This window comes from Mesorhizobium sp. M2A.F.Ca.ET.042.01.1.1 (genome assembly GCF_003997405.1).
Lineage (GTDB): Bacteria > Pseudomonadota > Alphaproteobacteria > Rhizobiales > Rhizobiaceae > Mesorhizobium.
The window spans coordinates 1-16988 of sequence record NZ_RZRX01000134.1; the positions used below are offsets into that span (position 1 = coordinate 1).

The following is a 16988-nucleotide window of genomic DNA, read 5'->3' on the forward strand; positions in this document are numbered from 1 at the left end:
CCCGCCGCTGCGCGACATCTCGACCGATCTCGACGCCCCGCCGGTCCTGGACACCAGCGACCGGACAAGCGACATGAACGAGCTGTCGCCGCCGACCCCTGGCGAACAGAGCCTGCAGGCCGATGCCTATCCGCTGGTCAGCGGCCACAGCTACAATCTGCCCTTCGAAACCGTCGTCGACGCTGTCGAAACCGTGCTCGACCGCCGCGACTGGCAACTGACGGCGCCTTATCCCGACATCAACGGGCAGAGCGAGGCGACGATCAATGCGCTGGCCAAGGGCTTTGTGCTCGGACTGCCGGCCGATGTCGCCATCCGCGTCACCGACGATGGCGAGCAAGTCATCGTCGACATGCGCTCGGCCTCGCGCTACGGCCGCTACGATCTCGGCGACAACGCCGCCCGCATCACGGATTTTCTTGGCGAGCTTGACCAGGAAGTCGCCGGGCAGGTCGGCGCGGCGCCGGCCGAGTGATCAGCCGGCGGGACTGAAAATGCCGTCGATCGCCGGGTCGCCTTCGGTGGCGATCAGGCCGCGCGCGACCAGATCCTCGAGATGGGCGAGCACCGACAGCCCCGCGGCGCCGTGCAGCCGGGGGTCGGTGTCGCGATAGATTGCTGCGACCATCTCCCTGATCGTCCGGTCGCCGGCGCGGATGCGCTCCAGGATCGCCCTTTCACGCATCTTGCGATGCGTCTTCAGGCCGCGCATGAACCTTTGGGGCGCGGTCACAGGCCCGCCATGGCCCGGCAGCAGCAGACAATCCTCGCGCGCCAGCAGCCTGTCGAGGGAGCCCATGTAATCGGCCATGGCGCCGTCCGGTGGCGCGACGATCGAGGTCGACCAGGCCATGACATGGTCGGCCGAAAACAGGATGCCGGTTCCCTCGAGGGCAAACGCGGCATGGTTGGCGGTGTGGCCGGGCGTCAGCACGGTGCGGATCGCCCAGCCGTCGCCCTCGGTCAGCGCATTGTCGGCCAGCGCCATATCGGGAACGAAGGCCAGGTCGGCGCTGGCGTCGAGCGGATTGACCTCGCCGATGCGCAAGGCCCGCGCCGGCCGGTGCGGGCCTTCGGCAAGCGTCGGCGCGCCGGTGCGCTCCTTCAGCCGTGCCGCCAGCGGCGAATGGTCGCGATGGGTGTGGCTGACGAAGATGTGGCTGACCGGCCGGCCAGCGATCGCCGTGAGCAGCGTATCGAGATGCGCGTCGTCTTCCGGCCCCGGATCGATCACCGCCAGCGTGTCGCGGCCGACGAGATAGCTGTTGGTGCCGTGGAAGGTGAACGGACTCGGATTTCCGGCGGTGATGCGCAGCACGTCCGGCGCAACCGTGACCGCCCGGCCGTAGGCCGGGTCGAAGCTGGTATCGAATTCAAGCGCCATGCCGGATTCCTTTGCAATGCGGCAAAATGATTGCCGCCCGATACGGAAGCCAATATAGGAAATTCAATGCATGTCGCCCAAAAGTGCGCAGCGGTTTTGGGGCAACGACATGCATCAAGAAAGTTTTTGAGCATGTCGCCCAAAAGTGCGCAGCGGTTTTGGGACAACGACATGCATCAAGAGAGTTTTTGAAGCCAGCAAATCAGCCACCCGATGAATCAGCCAGAATGAGGAAGACCATGGCAATTGCAACCACGATGCGTCCGCTCGTTTCTCTCACTCTGCCGGAGCGGGGCGCCGCGCGGCTCGCGACCCAGCTCTTCCTGGCGCTTGCCGGAACCCTGCTGCTCACGCTTTCGGCCAAGACCAAAGTGGTGCTCGGCCCGGTCGACATTTCTCTGCAGACGCTCGCCGTGCTGCTGATCGCCTCGGCCTTCGGACTGCGCCTGGCCGTCGCGACGCTGCTTCTCTACCTCGCCGAAGGCGCTTTCGGCTTGCCGGTCTTCCAGGGCACGCCGGAAAAGGGCATCGGCATCGCCTATATGCTGGGCTCGACGGGCGGCTATCTCGCCGGTTTCGTGGTCATGGCGGCGATCGCCGGCTGGGCCGCCGACCGCGGCTGGGACCGCAGCCCGTTCAAGCTGTTCGGCGCCATGCTGACCGCCGAGGTCGTCATGATGGTCATGGGCTTTGCCTGGCTGGCGATGCTTATCGGACCGGAAAAGTCCTGGCAGTTCGGCGTCCTGCCCTTCATCGCCGGCGACCTGATCAAGGTGGCCCTGGCCGCCAGCCTGGCGCCGGCCTTGTGGGCATTGCTCAAGCGCGGCTGATCGCACGATCGACGAAAGAAGGGCCGGCGGGCGACGGGCGCCCGCCGGCCCTTTTTCATGGCGCGGTCGGATTTCGCTCGAAACCACCGCATGCCGGATGATAGAAAGTGGAACCAGCGTCAGGAAGGAAGCAAACCCGACATTGACAAGCCGGTGCCCGAAACCTAAGCACGGGCAACTTGGCATCGAGGCGGGGCCGAGGTAGTTCAAGGAGAGCTTGTTGAAAGGAATTATCCTTGCGGGCGGCAGCGGAACACGTCTTTATCCGCTAACATTAGCTGTATCTAAGCAAATACTGCCGATCTACGACAAGCCGATGATCTACTACCCGCTGAGCGTGCTGATGCTCGCGGGAATCCGCCAGATCCTCGTCATTTCAACTCCGCGTGACTTGCCGGTCTTCCAGACTTTGCTGGGCGACGGTTCCGAATTCGGCCTGGAGCTCTCCTATGCCGAGCAGCCGCAGCCCAATGGTCTCGCCGAAGCCTTCATCATCGGTCGCGACTTCATCGGCAAGGACAGCGTGTCGATGATCCTCGGCGACAACATCTATTTCGGCGGCGGCCTGTCGCAGCTCTGCGGCGAGGCGGCTGCGCGCGACGGCGGCGCCTCCGTCTTCGCCTACTATGTCGACGATCCCGAGCGCTATGGCGTGGTCTCCTTCGACAAGGTCACCGGCAGGGCTTTGACGATCGAGGAGAAGCCGCAAAAGCCGAAGTCCAACTGGGCCGTAACCGGTCTTTATTTCTACGACAACAACGTGGTCGACATTGCTTCGACCATCCGCCCTTCGGCGCGCGGCGAGCTCGAGATTACGGCGGTCAACAATGTCTATCTCGAGCGCGGCGAATTGCACGTCCACCGCCTCGGCCGCGGTTATGCCTGGCTGGATACCGGCACGCATGACAGCCTGCTCGAGGCCTCGTCCTTCGTGCGCACGATCGAGCATCGCCAGGGCATCAAGATCGCCTGCCCCGAGGAGATTGCGCTGGAGCAGCGCTGGATCAGCGCCGACGAGGTTCTGGATCGCGCGGCGCGGCTCGGCAAGAACGAATATGCCGCCTATCTGCGCCGGCGGGTGGCCGATCTGATGGAGGAACAGGGTGCTTGAGGTCAGGCCGCTCGGCCTCGACGGCGTGCTGGAGATCGTGCCGAAGCGGCACGGCGACGCGCGCGGTTTTTTCAGCGAGACCTGGAATGCCGAACGCTTCGCCGAGGCCGGCATCCACCTCGCCTTCGTGCAGGATAACCATTCCTACTCCGCCGCGGCCGGCGTGCTGCGCGGGCTGCACTACCAGCTGCCGCCGCGCGCGCAAGACAAGCTGCTGCGCGTCGTCAGGGGCAGCGTGTTCGATGTCGCGGTCGACATCCGCCGCGCCTCTCCGACGTTCGGCAAATGGGTGGGGCTGGAGGTGTCGGCCGACAAGGGCAACCAGATCCTCGTGCCGAAGGGGTTCGCGCATGGCTTCGTCACACTCGTGCCGGATACGGAGGTGATCTACAAGGTGACCGACACCTATTCGCCCGAGCATGACCGGTCGATCCGTTTCGACGACCCTGCGATCGGCATCGCGTGGCCGGCGCTTGCCGGCGGATTCCAGCTTTCGGACAAGGACCAGAAGGCGCCAACGCTGGCCATGGCCGAAGTGTTTGCGTCGGCGGAGGGGGTGGCATGAATTTCCTGGTCACCGGCGGCGCCGGCTTCATCGGCTCGGCCGTGTGCCGGCATCTGTGCGCCAACCCGGCCTACCGCGTCACCAATCTCGACAAGCTGACCTATGCCGGCAATCTCGCGTCGCTGAGGCCGATCGAGAACGCGCACAACTACCGCTTCGAGCAGGCCGACATCTGCGATGAGCGCGCGGTGCTGGAGATATTGCGCCGCGACGACATCGACATCGTCATGAACCTTGCCGCCGAAAGCCATGTCGACCGCTCGATCGACGGCCCCGGCGCCTTCATCGAGACCAACATCGTCGGCACCTACCGCATCCTCAATGCGGCGCTGGAATACTGGCGCGGCCTGTCCGAGGAGCGCAAGGCGGGCTTCCGCTTCCACCATGTCTCGACCGACGAGGTCTTCGGCGACCTGCCATTCGACGGCGGCATGTTCGTCGAGGAGACGCCCTACGCGCCGTCCTCGCCCTATTCGGCCTCGAAGGCGGCGTCGGATCACCTTGTGCGGGCCTGGCACGAGACCTACGGCCTGCCGGTGGTGCTGTCCAACTGCTCGAACAATTACGGCCCCTACCACTTCCCCGAGAAGCTGATCCCGCTGGTCATCCTCAACGCGCTCGACGAGAAGCCGCTGCCGGTCTACGGCGCCGGCGCCAATGTGCGCGACTGGCTGTTCGTGGAGGATCACGCGCGGGCGCTGGAGCTGGTGGCCACCAAGGGGCGGCCGGGCGAGAGCTACAATGTCGGCGGCAATTCCGAGCGCACCAATCTCGGCGTCGTCGAGGCGATCTGCGATCTTCTCGACCTGAGGCGGCCGCGCGCCGGCGGCAAGCGCTATCGCGAGTTGATCACCTTCGTCACCGACCGTCCTGGACATGACCGCCGCTATGCGATCGACGCCTCCAAGATCGCGCGCGATCTCGGCTGGGCGCCGCGCGAGAATTTCGACAGCGGCCTGGCCAGGACCGTCGACTGGTATCTCGACAACAAATGGTGGTGGGGCCCGATCCGCGAGCAGCGCTATGCCGGCGAGCGGCTGGGCCACGCTGCGGCGGCACACAGCCCAAGCAGTCCGGTTGCAGGCAGTCCGGCCGGGACCGCGGCCGAGAGCAGGAAGGTGACCACGTGAGGCTTGCCGTCACCGGACGCGAAGGCCAGGTCGCCGCAAGCCTGGTCGAGGCGGCGCGGGGCCGCGACGATCTCGAGGTCGTCGCCGTCGGCCGCCCGGCGCTAGACCTTGCGCGGCCCGACACGGTGTTCGCGGCGCTTGAAGCGGCACGGCCGGACATCGTCGTTTCCGCCGCCGCCTATACCGCCGTCGACCAGGCCGAGGACGATAAGGACCTGGCCTTCGCGGTGAACGCCACCGGCGCCGGCAAGGTGGCCGAAGCCGCGGCAAGGCTCGGCGTCCCCGTCATCCATCTTTCGACCGACTATGTCTTCGACGGCGCCAAGGACGGCGCCTATGTCGAGACCGACGCCACCGCGCCGCTCGGCGTCTACGGCGCTTCCAAGCTCGCCGGCGAGGAGGCAGTGGCCGCCGCCAATCCGCGCCACATCATCCTGCGCACGGCCTGGGTCTACAGCCCTTTCGGCAGGAACTTCGTCAAGACGATGCTGCGGCTGGCGGCCGATCGCGACGAGATTGCCGTGGTCGCCGATCAATGGGGCAATCCGACCTCGGCGCTCGACATCGCCGACGCCATCCTGCGTGCGGCGGCGAAGCTGCGGGACGACAGAAATTTCGCCGCCTTCGGTGTCTACCACCTGGCGGGCGAGGGCGACACCAACTGGAGCGGCTTTGCCCGTCACATCCTCGACACAAGCCGGGCGTTGGGTGGCCCCTATGCGAAAGTGCGCGATATCGCCACGGCGGATTATCCGACCAAGGCGAGGCGCCCGCAAAATTCGCGGCTGTCGAGCGTGAAGTTTGAGGGCGTGTTCGGGTGGCGGCCGCCGCGGTGGCAATCCGCCGTTGAAGCTGTGGTTGCGCGCCTCACGGAGGCTAGCCGGAATTTCGTCCCTCGCTCGGGAAAAGGCGCCTTGGACTTGTTGCAAAAACCGGTGCCAAACGATTCGACGCTGCTGAGGGACAACATTCAACGATGAACAAGCCGGCTAGCTTGTCAAAGATTAGCGATCATGAAACGGGCGCGAAATCAACGAATGTCGATGGGCGATCGCTTCACCGCCTCTACGACACGCATAAAGGCAAGGTTTCAGACAAATGGTCGATCTACCTGGACGAATACGAGCGGATTTTTTCGACCTATCGAAGCCTGCCCGTTCGGATCCTGGAGATCGGCATCCAGAACGGCGGCTCACTTGAGATTTGGGCAAAATATTTTCCGCAGGCGAAGGTTATACTCGGTTGCGATATCGACCAGAAATGCGGTCTCCTGAGTTTTCGAAACAAGAAGATCAGCGTCGTCGTCGGTGATGCTGGCTCCGAGAGTGTCCGCAAGAAAATTCTCGAGAGATCCGACGAATTCGACATCGTCATAGATGACGGTTCGCACAGGTCGTCCGACGTAGTACGAGCCTTCGCGCGTTATTTCCCCCATCTTTCGGATGGCGGAGTATTCGTCGCAGAAGATCTGCATACCAGTTACTGGAAGGAGTTCGAAGGTGGGCTCTATGACCCAATGTCTTCGATGTCGTTCTTCAAGAGATTGCTCGATCTGGTCAATCACGAGCACTGGGGGCTGGATCGTAGCCGGACAGATGCACTGGCGGCATTTGCTGATCGGTATGGAGTCGCGTTCGATGAATCTTCGCTGGCGTCCATTCACTCCATCGAGTTCCTGAATTCCCTTTGTGTCGTGACGAAGCGGCCACATCAGAACAACGTCCTGGGTTCCCGTCACATAGTTGGCCGGGAGGCGTTGGTTGAGCAGAGCATCCTGGATTTGGATGATGCGACGATAGCGGCCGCCAATCAGGCGGGAAATCCATGGTCGCTGCGGTCTGTGACAATCGAGCAGGAGACCTTTGAAAATCGGGCACGAGAATCCGTTCAACAAGCTGCGGCGCGGCTCGGCGCGCTCGCTGACGAAATTGTCGAGGCACGAGAAAGGATAGCGAGCGTCGAGGCCGAACTGGCCCGCGTCAGAGCCGAAGCCACTGGGAAGGCGCAAGAAGTAGAGGCTCTTCAGGCGCAGCTTTTGGCCGTGGAAGCGGCAAAGAACTCGCTGGCTGCCGATCGCGACAGTGCCCGCTCCGAGGAGAGGCGACTTCAAGATCAAGTTAGGACGCTTTCGCAAGATCGTGACTCGGCTCGGGCCGAAGAACGACGTGCGCATGATGTGCTTCAAGCTGTGTTTGGCAGTACGTCTTGGCGTATCACGCGTCCAGTGCGCTTGCTTAAGAAGAAAGCAACTGAATTCCGCTCGGTTGCAACTGGAGTGCTTCGTCTCATCCGCGAGAGACGCCTGACTTCCGCGACGATCGCAAGAGGTGTCCGGCAATTGCCGAGGTTGATCAGGGAGGGCAAGCTTTCCAATCCGACCAGTTTCTCCGATCTGGCGGAAACCCTCGACCCCGAATCGATTTCCCGCATCCAAACCGCGTTCGATCGGGAATTCTACCTTCGGAACAATCCTGACATAGCATCGACCGGCGTAGACGCGTTGTCGCATTTTCTCGCCCATGGCTGGAAAGAGCTCCGCGACCCTTCAGCCGACTTCTCGGTATCATATTACCTTAAGCGCTATCCCGATATAGCTCGAGCAGGGCTAAACCCGTTCATCCACTATGTTCTGCATGGGCAAGGAGAAAAGCGAACGGCTCTTTCCTACAAGCGCCGTTTGGAACGAAGCGACATTCACCCGAAGGTTACAGCGATAGTTCCAAATTACAACCATGAGCGGTTTCTTGAGCGAAGAATAGAGTCTATACTATCTCAGACATATAAAAATATTGAAATCGTCATTCTTGACGACTGTTCCACTGATAACAGCCATAAAATCATCCAGCGCTACTGCGATCTCTATCCTGGGCACGTGCGATCACATTTCAATACGGAGAACTCTGGCAACGTCTTTCGTCAATGGCGCAAAGGAATTGAACAAAGCGAAGGCGACCTCATTTGGATTTGCGAGAGCGATGACTTTTGTGAGCCTGATTTCGTTGAACATTTGATCCCCCACCTTCGTGACCGGAGCGTCAACTTGGCCTTCGGCCGCATCCAGTTTTGCGATCAAATGGGAAGGCTACAGCCCGGGTTGGATCAGTATCGCGAGGGTGCCGAAGCCGGCATCTGGAACGAGCCGATGGTGAGGCCCGCATCGGAGTGGTTCGCCCGGGGGTTCGGCGTTAACAATGTGATAGCCAACGTTGGCGGATGCCTTTGGCGCCGCCAAGTCTTGTCGGCCCCAATCTGGACGGAAGCAGAGTCTTTCTCGGTGCTCGGCGACTGGTTCCTATACTGTCATCTGGCTGGCGGCGGAAACATTGCCTATGAACCTGCAGCGGTGGCATACTTTCGACAGCATGGGCAGAACACCTCGGTTAGCGCATTTAAGAGCGCACGCTATTATACTGAGCATCATCGACTAATGACGCTACTCCGTAAGACGTGGGATGTGCCTGAGGATACCGTCGAGCGCTTCATGTCGAAGGTCGAGTTTCAATACAAGCACTTTGAGCTTGAACAGAAGCTTGGCCCATTGAGCTTGCATGTCGACAAGCGCGCGCTCCTGGAGGTTAAGCGCGAGCGAATGCACATTATGTTGGCATTTCTTGGCTTTCACACCGGTGGGGGGGAGCTATTCCCGATCAACCTCGCCAATGAGTTGCATTCTCAAGGCCATATTGTTTCCATGCTCGCGCTCGATATGAGCCATATCAATCAAGACATGCTGAGGTTACTCGACCCTGCCATACCGGTATATGACGCCGATCAGGTGGTAGATTTGGGAGGAGACACCTTCGTTGCGGAAGCCGGAGTTTCAGTGATTCATTCACACATGGCGCTTCTCGAAGTGTTCTTCTTTGAGTATATGAAGCTTACGGCGAAAATTCCTTACGTGGTCAGTCTGCATGGCTCATATGAAAGCGCCGATCTGAGTGCCGACCTTCTCAGACGTATCGGTGAGGGTGTGACTCACTGGGTGTATACGACAGATCGTAATTTGGAACCGCTAAGAGTTCTGTCCATCTCTGAAGCGAAGCTAACCAAGCTTGGCAACGGTATGCCTCATGACGCCACTCCATTTCCCCAAACTCGTCAAGAACTCGGGATAAAGGACGATGCTGTTGTGTTCACCCTCGTGGCAAGGGGAATCCTGCGTAAAGGCTGGAGGGCAGCGATTTCAGCCTTCATTAGACTTCGTGACCGTCATCCCGAGCGGCCACTGTACCTGCTACTATGTGGCGACGGAGAGCAAGCCGCCAAACACGAACGCACTTTTGGCTCGGAGCGGGGTATCATTTTCCTCGGTTACCAGTCCAGAATTCCCGGACTTTATAGGATCAGTGATGTGGCTCTCGTGCCTACTCGCTTCGAAGGTGAGTCTTTCCCTCTATGCATAATCCAGGCCATGCAGGCTGGCACTCCGATTATATCCACGCGCGTAGGAGAAATAGAGAACATGGTGGCACCTGACGGGCAGTCTCCATGTGGCCTAATCATAGATCCGGTGCGCGATACCGACCGCTTTATCCAATTACTCGAAACCGCGATGGAAGACATGCTGTCTGATACTTTGCGCAGAAAATACGCAAAAAGCGCGGTGGAGCTTGGGGCGCGATACAGCATTTCCAAAGTTGCTGAAGACTACGTCCACCTCTATGATAAGGTAATTAATTCGAATCTCATTTCTGATAATTCCGAAGAAGGCCGTCCGTTGGAGTGGGGGAATATTCGCTAGCGAGAACCGCGCGGGATCAGCCGTAAGGGATGCGGCCATGGGACTCTCTTGGGTTATTCTGGTGGAGTCTTGCTGTCCTACATTGCGAGGCCAGCGGCGTTGTGCTTTATCCCGCCTGCGCAGACTTATTTGCAATATTAGAACTGGCTCATGCGAAACGGAGCATTGCCGTGCTGCAAAGAAATCTCAGTAGCATCATTCCGCAGAAAAAGATATCTGACGCTGAGTGGTTTGCGCTCCAGTTCGACTCTGCAAAAGCGCGAGATGTGTATAGAATACCACTGCCGGGCTTTCCCGACGATGACACCCAGAAGGGGTTCACAGCGCTTAGTGGCGAAAACAATATGCGCCAAGCGTTTGAGTTTTACCTGCACATGCGAAAGGTGTGCCAGCTGGACACGCTCAAACAACCTAAGGTTCTCGACTTCGGAGGAGGCTGGGGGCGTGTCAGCCGCCTGTTCCTTAGGGACACGGCGCCTCAGAATATCTATCTGGCCGAGACTAGAGCATCGACAATCCAGTTGCTCAAGGACTTGAAGGCACCTTACACCCTCATTCACAACGCGCCACCTCCTCCGATCAACGGGCTGCCAAACAACCTGGACCTCGTGTTCGCGTATTCAGTTTTCTCCCATCTGTCCGAGCAATATTTCCTCGACTGGATGGCCTACTTTCTCAAGGTGCTGAAGCCGGGCGGCCATGTCGTGTTCACGTCGCGCGGACACTATTTCATTCGTCACCTGCAACACCTGCACGCGAGCGAAACGGCGTCAGATCCCATGCTGGCCGAGCATATCAGGCGCCTGAAGCAGATGATGCCGCACCCTGACGAGATACTTCGTCTCTATGATGCTGGAGAATTTCAGTTCTACGCCATCGGCGGATCAGAGGAATTGACCCCGAGCTTCTTTGGCGAGGCTTTCATCCCCGAAGCCTACCTGAAAAGGCGCTTCGGTGATGCTCTTATGAGCTTCTCCGAAGATGTGCCTCGCGTCGATCAGAGCATGACGGTACTTCGCAAACTGTAGCCACTAGGACACCCCGCCTTATAACCGCCGGGACCGTCGACGGCGGTTTTGCAGGTTGCCTTCAAGGTCGCCAGCAAAACCGTCGGGATGTCTTGGTGGTGCCACAGACCCTCGACCGCTAGTCGCGTCAAAATTCAAGACCCGCTCACCAACAACGAGTCAAACAAGCCGGTGGAGGTAGACCGTCGTAGACTCGATTGCGCCTCCATGAATGATGGCTTCCGATTGTGGGCGACAGCCGCGCGAGATCGGGCGGAGGGGACGCAGGAACCCCTTGGGTTGGTAACAGTGATGTGATAGGTCGAGGCGATGCTCAGGGGGTTGTCGCGATACAAAAGGCTTGTCCTGCATTGCGGGATACATAAGACCGGAAGCTCGTTCCTTCAGGCCATGTTTGGTGCAAACCGTGACGTGCTGGCGGCACATTCGATCTGTTATCCGGATTATCAAAACCCCGAGCATCGGGTGTTCGGCCCCCAGCACAGTATCGTGGCGCTTGACTACGACGTAGGCAGGTCCTTCGAAAGCAACGTCGGCCGGGTCTTTGACATCAACTCAGACTGCGACACGCTGCTGATCTCGGGAGAGGAGTTCTCCCGCGCCAACACGCAACCAGCGTTCTTTGCAGACCTTCGTTCGCTCGCCGAGGAGGTGACAGCCATCTTCTATTTCCGCCGCTTCGACCACTTGCTGGAGCGCGTCTATTCCGAGAGCGTGAAGGAATATCTCGCCGGCCCGATCGAGAATGCCCAGTACCAGTTGGAATTCTACGAGATCCTTCGCCCGTTCGTTGAACACCTTGGGCCTGAGAACATTGTCGTCAGGCCATACAACCAGACTTTATGGACCGACGGCTCACTCGGACAGGACTTCTGCACGGCCATCGGCTTTCCCTTTCTCTGGCCGGCGTTGTCCAAGACGCAGGATCGGATCAATGAAAGCCTTTCCCGGCCCGAAACATACATGCTCTCCACGCTCAAGGGCCGCGACGAAAAACAGAGGCTGCTTGCCTGTTTCAAAACAGTGCCATTCGAGCATTATGATAAGGCTAAGTTCTTCCGCTCTCCAGAGTTCCGGCTTGAATTCAACATTGACCATGCTCGCGTCAACACAGGTCTTTCCACACTTATCGGCGGCATGGGTGTTGATGAATTTCTTGGCCTGTCTAATTGTGGCGATGACCCGGACTGGTCACCATTTGACAGCAGCGACCAGCGCATTGACGCCTACTTGGAGAATTTCAGGAGGAGCCCTTTCATGCACGAAACCCTTGACTCCATCGGCCAGCGCTACGGCACCGACAAAAGCTCGGCCCAGAACAACTTCCTGAACTTCTATGACCGGTTCCTCGCTCCGCTACGAAACAAACCCGTAAAGCTTCTGGAGATCGGCGTCCTCGCTGGCGGCTCCGTCCGCACATGGCAGGACTATTTCCACAACGGCAAGATCGTTGGCGTTGACATCAACCCCGAGGTCAAGAAATTCGCTACAGGCCGGATCCAGATAGAGGTTGCTGATCAGTCGAAGACCCAGGACCTCGACGCCCTTGCCGAGAAAGGCCCGTTCGACGTCGTGGTCGATGATGGCTCTCACGTCTGGCCCCACCAGATTTTGACCTTTCGCAGGCTGATCAACGTCGTTAGGCCGGGCGGTTTCTACATCATCGAGGACTTGGACACGAGCTACGGCAAATACGTCCCGCACTATCACGGCGGGGCGACGGAGTCCGCCGCAGCCTATATCCAGCGCCTTGCGCGCCTCGTGGTTGGCCAGCGCGTCCTTAATCTTGAAGAAGAGCCGGACCCCTTCCAGAAGTCGCTTTTTTCAAGGATCGACTTCATCACCTTCTATCGCGGCGCAGCGCTCATCAAGATCAAAGATCAGGCCTAGTTTCTTACCGCCGCCACTGTGTTGAAATGGGTCGACTCAGGTTTAAAGTAGCTGTCGATCGCCGTTTCGCAGGTGTCGGATCAACCGAGAACTTCACCTGCGGGATTACGGCGCCGGAGCCGTTGATGCGGATCTGCCTTCGCAGCGGTCAAAGCTGCCATAAGGACAATCGCTGTCGCCGCAGCAACACGCACCATCTGCGGCGTAGTCAAGGCAACGACGGCCGACGAGGTTGCCTTGGATGTGTAGTTGCGGAGCGCGAGGTGATGAGAGAGCGGCGCCAGCACAAGCAGCTTAAAGCACGTCGCGTTTAATTGGCCTCATATCCGGCAGCTTTGAAGAAGTTTCTGCACTGTAGCGGGTCGAACAGGTCGCATATGTCCTTGAGCGCGTTGCATAAGGCGTCGAAGGATCGCGCGGCCTTCTTTCTGAGCAGCGCCTTGAGTTTCGAGAAGGCCATTTCGATTGGGTTGAGGTCCGGCGAGTAGGCCGGCAGCGGCAGCAGCCAGGCACCGCGCTGGCGCACCAGCTCGGCCGCCCGCTCGCTCTTGTGGAAGGCGACATTGTCGAGGATGACGACGTCGCCCGGTTTGAGTTCGGGTGCAAGCTGGGTTTCGACATAGAGTTCAAAACGCGCCTTGTTCATCGGCGCATCGATGATCCAAGGCGCGATCATGGCATGGCATCTCAAGCCGGCGATGAAGGTCTGCGTCTTCCAGCCGCCGAACGGCGCGGATGTCCGGTAGCGTTGGCTCTTGGGCGCCCAGCCGGTTCGCTTGGTCAGCCGTGTGTTGGTCGAGGTCTCGTCAATGAAGACGAGGCGCGTCAAGGCCTTGTCGAAGAACGGTTTGCGCCGCCCGATCCAATGCTCGCGCGCCTGCCGGATGTCGGGACGCTGGTGCTCGCTCGCCCGGAGTGTCTTTTTTTGTGACTGAGGCCCAGCCGGTGAAGCAGACGGGCCACGTTCGACCGGTGCACCGTGATGCCGCGCCCGTCCAGCTCCGTAAGCGGTGCACCAAGGCACCTTACCCGAGTCGCCTGATGCGTGTATGGCGGTCAGGCGTTAGTCAGCGCGCCGGCGGCGATTACTGCGGGCTATCATAGCGGGTGACGTAGTGGAGTTCGCGAAGAGCGGGGATGACGAGGGCGATGTCCTTGTATGCCTCGTGCTCGATGAAGTGCGCGGTCTCGGGTCCCGGCCTGGGTTTGCCGAGGACGGGCCGCCCCTTCTTGTCGACGCAGTAGATCAGGATCGGCAGCAGCAGTCCGTGGTTGGGGTTCTTGAGGTCGAGGAGCCGTTTCCAGCGTTTGATGTTGAGATTCATGGCCGCGTAGAACCCCTGGCACCACGGTCGCGGGTCGATGCCGCCGCTGGGCTTGGTGGTGAAGCGGGGCGCATAATCCTGCGGTCTGTCGAACAGCGTCTCGTTGATCCGGTTGTGGATCCTGGCGAGGCTGGCAAACACGGCGTGGTCGGTTGCAGAGCCTTTGGTCAGGACGTCGCGCGGCAATCCCATGAGCGGGCACATCCAGTCTTGCGGATCCCTGAACCGCGGCCCGGTGACCGATGCCGTTACGAAGCCATCCAGCGCTGACATGGTGCGCACCAGCGGGCGGGGGTTGGTCTTGACGGCCATCCAGGCCTCGAGGGCCTCGTCCGGCAGCGCCATGTCATCGAGCGCGCTCATGCCGCCAAGGGGAGCGGCATCTCTTCGCGCCGCACCCAGTTCCATGGCATCAGCTCGTCCCAGCGCGAGGCTGGCCAGTCGTTCTGGACGCGCTCGATGACATCGGCCATGTAGGCTTCGGCATCGACGCCGCAGAGCTTGCAGGTCTCGATGATGCTGAGCACGACCGCTGACCGCTCGGCCGCGGCGAAGCTGCCCGAGAAAAGCCAATTGCGCCGGCCGACGGTAAAACCACGAATCGCGCGCTCCGCGATCAGGTTGTCGGGCTCGAGCTGGCCATCGTAGAGGAAGCGGTTGAACGCGCGCCATCGCTTGGTGCCATAGGCGAAGGCCTTGGCGATATCGGCGTGGCGCGACAAACCCTTGCCCTGGCGCGTGAGCTGTCGTCGCAGCGCCCGGACCAGTGGTCGGGTCCGCCTTCGTCGGGCTGCCAATCGCTCGGCGGGCGGGAGCCCCCGTATCTCTTCCTCGATCCGGTAGATCGCCTGGATACCGGCCATCGCCGTCGTGCTGAGCTCGGTCGGCTGGCTGTCGTGAACGTCGAATATCTTGCGACGCAGATGCGCCAGGCAGGCGGCTTCTCGAATGGCGCCGCCCCTGTAGATCTGATTGTAGCCGGTGAACCCGTCGGCCTGCAGCGTGCCGGCAAATCCGGCGAGCTCGCTCATCACGCTCTCGCCGGCGCGACCCATGGTGGCGCGGTACCAGGCGATCGGCGGCTCCTGCGAACCCGAGTTGCGGTCGTCGGCGACGTAAACCCACAGCGCGCCCTTGTGCGTCGTGCCGGTGCCGGGCGCCAGGATCGGAAGCCGCGTGTCGTCGGTGTGTAGCTTGGTGCGGGTGCGGCCGATCTCACGAAGGCGATTGTAGATCGGGTCGAGCAAGGCGGCGGCGTAGCCGGCGCTGCGCGCAAGCGTGGATCGCTCGATATCGACGCCCTTGGCGGCCATCATCTGGGTTTGGCGGTAGTACGGCAGATGATAACCCCACTTGGCCATCATGATATGGGCGAGCGCGGCGTAGCTGAGCTTGCCGCGCGCAATGGCCTTGGCGGGTGCCGGGGCCTGAATGATTTTATCGCAGGTCCGGCAGCTGTACTTGGGTCGAACGGTCTCGATCACCTGCCAGGCCTGGGCGACCAGGTCGAGCATCTCCTCGCTGTCTTCGCCCATGGCACGCAGATCGCCGCCGCAGCCCGGGCAGCATGCGCAAGATGGCTCGCGAACGATCCGCTTGCGCGGCAGGTTCGGGTTGAGCTTGCGCACCGGCAGCACCCGAACCTTGTCGGTGTCGGCGACGATGGGTAGCTCGGCCTCGGGCGCGCCGGCGACGAAATCGGTCTCGAGATCTTCGAGTTCGAGCAGCATCTGACCGAGCTTCTCGGACGAGCGGCCGAAGGCCTTACGATTGAACCGATCGATCCGCAGCTGCAGGCGCTGGATGCGAAGTGCGGCCTCGGCACGCTCTCTGCGCAGCTGCTCATCGCGTTCGGCGATGGTGATGTCACGGGCAGCAACGGCCGCTTCCAGAAGCGCGATCCGGGCGAAGAAATCAGCGGTTGAGGGAGCTTGTTCCGACACCCAAATTACATACCCGAAAGAGCTCCTTCACGGAAGCAAAATCGACACAAAATCAATGAGAAACGAGCAAAATCAGCCGGCCAGACGCGGCCGATAAGTCTTGCTCGGCCGGCGCCAGTCGATCCCCTCCAAAAGCAGCGAAAGCTGCGCCTTGGTGAGCGACACGGCGACCTGATCCTTGGTGGTGGGCCAGGCAAAACAGCCATCTGTAAGTCGCTTTGTGAACAGGCAGAACCCCTGGTCGTCATGCGCCAGAATCTTGATGATATGGCCCTTGTGTCCACGGAAGCAGAAGATCGCGCCAGTATGCGGGTCGAGCGCGAGCACCTGTTGCACCATTCGCGCCAGGCTGTTGATCCCGCGACGCATATCGGTCGCGCCGCAGCACAGGTAAATCCGGTCGGTCGGCACCACTGTGATCACCTGGTCAACTCCGCCAGGACGATACGCAGGGCTGTCGGATCGATGGTCCCGTCGATCCGCAATCGCGCACCGTTCGCAAAGGCCACGACGATCCTCCCGGCCGGGTCCGGGCAATCGGCGACGGGGCTTTCGACCTCGGCCAGATCGCTCACGTCGACGCGCGCGAAGGTGGCCACTGCCTGATCGGCATCGGGCTGGTCGCCGGCCATCTGCTTGCGCCACGCATAGAGCTGTGACGGAGCCACGCCGAACGCTTGAGCGACCTCGGTCACCGACGACCCCGCCGCGCTCGCCAGGTCGACCAACGCGCGCTTCTCGGCGCAACTCCACAGCCTCCGTTGCCGCACGCGGCTGGCCATCGTTGCACCATCTTCAGGCGCCGCGGCGCCGCTGATCTCGGCGACCACATCGCCCTCTGCATGTTCCAATGTCATGGCGCGAAAGCTCCATGTTCATCGGCCTATTGCAAGGTGCCTTGATGCACCGCTTACCCAGCTCCACGCACAGTTCGTCGAGCGTCAGATCGCCATTCTCGGCCATCCGCTGGCGCACGAAGTCGGCATGAGCGGCCAGCTTGCCGCCGCCAGGGCCGTGGCCTTGCCGGCGCGGCTCAAGCGT

The 16988-nt window shown here is 60.7% G+C and carries 16 protein-coding genes; 10 read left to right on the forward strand and 6 right to left on the reverse strand.

The window, feature by feature from the left end:
* On the forward strand, window positions 1-475 hold a 475-nt coding region (locus tag EOA23_RS20220), incomplete at its 5' end, for a DUF1499 domain-containing protein (protein ID WP_145966446.1).
* Here the strand turns inward: EOA23_RS20220 and EOA23_RS20225 are convergent.
* The gene (locus EOA23_RS20225; RefSeq protein ID WP_127305446.1) at window positions 476-1384 is read right to left on the reverse strand and encodes an MBL fold metallo-hydrolase; all 909 of its coding nucleotides are present in this window, start codon (window positions 1382-1384) and stop codon (window positions 476-478) included. It lies immediately after the preceding gene.
* Between the two features lie 239 nt (window positions 1385-1623).
* On the opposite strand from EOA23_RS20225, the gene EOA23_RS20230 reads away from it, so the two are divergent.
* From EOA23_RS20230 to EOA23_RS20265, 8 genes are all read left to right on the forward strand, one after another.
* Window positions 1624-2214: a biotin transporter BioY gene (locus EOA23_RS20230; protein WP_127305447.1), complete on the forward strand. Its 591-nt coding sequence runs from the start codon at window positions 1624-1626 to the stop codon at window positions 2212-2214.
* 220 nt (window positions 2215-2434) lie between these two features.
* Window positions 2435-3325 (forward strand): glucose-1-phosphate thymidylyltransferase RfbA, encoded by an 891-nt coding sequence (gene rfbA / locus EOA23_RS20235; RefSeq protein ID WP_127305448.1) that lies wholly within the window; start codon window positions 2435-2437, stop codon window positions 3323-3325.
* Entirely contained in the window at window positions 3318-3890 is a 573-nt protein-coding gene (gene rfbC / locus EOA23_RS20240) for a dTDP-4-dehydrorhamnose 3,5-epimerase (protein ID WP_127305449.1), read from the forward strand. The genes rfbA and rfbC overlap by 8 nt, the downstream gene beginning before the upstream one ends.
* A complete protein-coding gene (gene rfbB / locus EOA23_RS20245) occupies window positions 3887-5020 on the forward strand; it encodes a dTDP-glucose 4,6-dehydratase (protein ID WP_127305450.1) in 1134 nt (377 codons plus the stop codon). Before rfbC ends, rfbB begins: the two co-directional genes overlap by 4 nt.
* Window positions 5017-6000, forward strand: a complete 984-nt coding sequence (rfbD, locus tag EOA23_RS20250) for a dTDP-4-dehydrorhamnose reductase (protein ID WP_127305451.1) — start codon at window positions 5017-5019, stop codon at window positions 5998-6000. Before rfbB ends, rfbD begins: the two co-directional genes overlap by 4 nt.
* Complete coding sequence (locus EOA23_RS20255; RefSeq protein ID WP_127305452.1) at window positions 5997-9761, forward strand: glycosyltransferase; 3765 nt, start codon at window positions 5997-5999, stop codon at window positions 9759-9761. The genes rfbD and EOA23_RS20255 overlap by 4 nt, the downstream gene beginning before the upstream one ends.
* Window positions 9762-9931: 170 nt before the next feature.
* Window positions 9932-10789, forward strand: coding sequence for a class I SAM-dependent methyltransferase (locus EOA23_RS20260; RefSeq protein WP_189341647.1), 858 nt, complete (start codon window positions 9932-9934; stop codon window positions 10787-10789).
* A 390-nt stretch (window positions 10790-11179) separates the two neighbouring features.
* Window positions 11180-12679, forward strand: coding sequence for a class I SAM-dependent methyltransferase (locus tag EOA23_RS20265; RefSeq protein ID WP_189341648.1), 1500 nt, complete (start codon window positions 11180-11182; stop codon window positions 12677-12679).
* Window positions 12680-12989: 310 nt separating this feature from the next.
* On the opposite strand, the gene EOA23_RS20270 is transcribed toward EOA23_RS20265, so the two are convergent.
* From EOA23_RS20270 to EOA23_RS20290, 5 genes are all read right to left on the reverse strand, one after another.
* Window positions 12990-13703 (reverse strand): IS630 family transposase, encoded by a 714-nt coding sequence (locus EOA23_RS20270; RefSeq protein ID WP_245474267.1) that lies wholly within the window; start codon window positions 13701-13703, stop codon window positions 12990-12992.
* Between the two features lie 61 nt (window positions 13704-13764).
* The gene (locus EOA23_RS20275; RefSeq protein WP_245474268.1) at window positions 13765-14412 is read right to left on the reverse strand and encodes a UPF0149 family protein; all 648 of its coding nucleotides are present in this window, start codon (window positions 14410-14412) and stop codon (window positions 13765-13767) included.
* Window positions 14364-15947, reverse strand: coding sequence for an IS66 family transposase (locus tag EOA23_RS20280; protein ID WP_127305455.1), 1584 nt, complete (start codon window positions 15945-15947; stop codon window positions 14364-14366). Before EOA23_RS20280 ends, EOA23_RS20275 begins: the two co-directional genes overlap by 49 nt.
* 72 nt (window positions 15948-16019) lie before the next feature.
* Window positions 16020-16361 (reverse strand): IS66 family insertion sequence element accessory protein TnpB, encoded by a 342-nt coding sequence (gene tnpB / locus EOA23_RS20285; protein WP_348628574.1) that lies wholly within the window; start codon window positions 16359-16361, stop codon window positions 16020-16022.
* A gap of 5 nt (window positions 16362-16366) precedes the next feature.
* On the reverse strand, window positions 16367-16804 hold the full coding sequence (locus tag EOA23_RS20290; RefSeq protein WP_127305457.1) for a transposase: 438 nt from the start codon (window positions 16802-16804) through the stop codon (window positions 16367-16369).
* Between EOA23_RS20290 and EOA23_RS36090 the strand changes: the two genes are divergently transcribed.
* The coding region (locus EOA23_RS36090) for a hypothetical protein (protein WP_210212492.1) at window positions 16803-16988 on the forward strand (186 nt) is incomplete at its 3' end. The genes EOA23_RS20290 and EOA23_RS36090 overlap by 2 nt on opposite strands.

What these genes read in the sequence shown, in the direction of transcription:
- EOA23_RS20225 (WP_127305446.1), bottom strand. Translation starts at nt 1,384, where the DNA reads ATGGCGCTTGAATTCGATACCAGCTTCGACCCGGCCTACGGCCGGGCG.
- EOA23_RS20230 (WP_127305447.1), top strand. Translation starts at nt 1,624, where the DNA reads ATGGCAATTGCAACCACGATGCGTCCGCTCGTTTCTCTCACTCTGCCG.
- rfbB (WP_127305450.1), top strand. Translation starts at nt 3,887, where the DNA reads ATGAATTTCCTGGTCACCGGCGGCGCCGGCTTCATCGGCTCGGCCGTG.
- EOA23_RS20255 (WP_127305452.1), top strand. Translation starts at nt 5,997, where the DNA reads ATGAACAAGCCGGCTAGCTTGTCAAAGATTAGCGATCATGAAACGGGC.
- EOA23_RS20265 (WP_189341648.1), top strand. Translation starts at nt 11,180, where the DNA reads ATGTTTGGTGCAAACCGTGACGTGCTGGCGGCACATTCGATCTGTTAT.
- EOA23_RS20275 (WP_245474268.1), bottom strand. Translation starts at nt 14,412, where the DNA reads ATGGAACTGGGTGCGGCGCGAAGAGATGCCGCTCCCCTTGGCGGCATG.
- EOA23_RS20290 (WP_127305457.1), bottom strand. Translation starts at nt 16,804, where the DNA reads ATGACATTGGAACATGCAGAGGGCGATGTGGTCGCCGAGATCAGCGGC.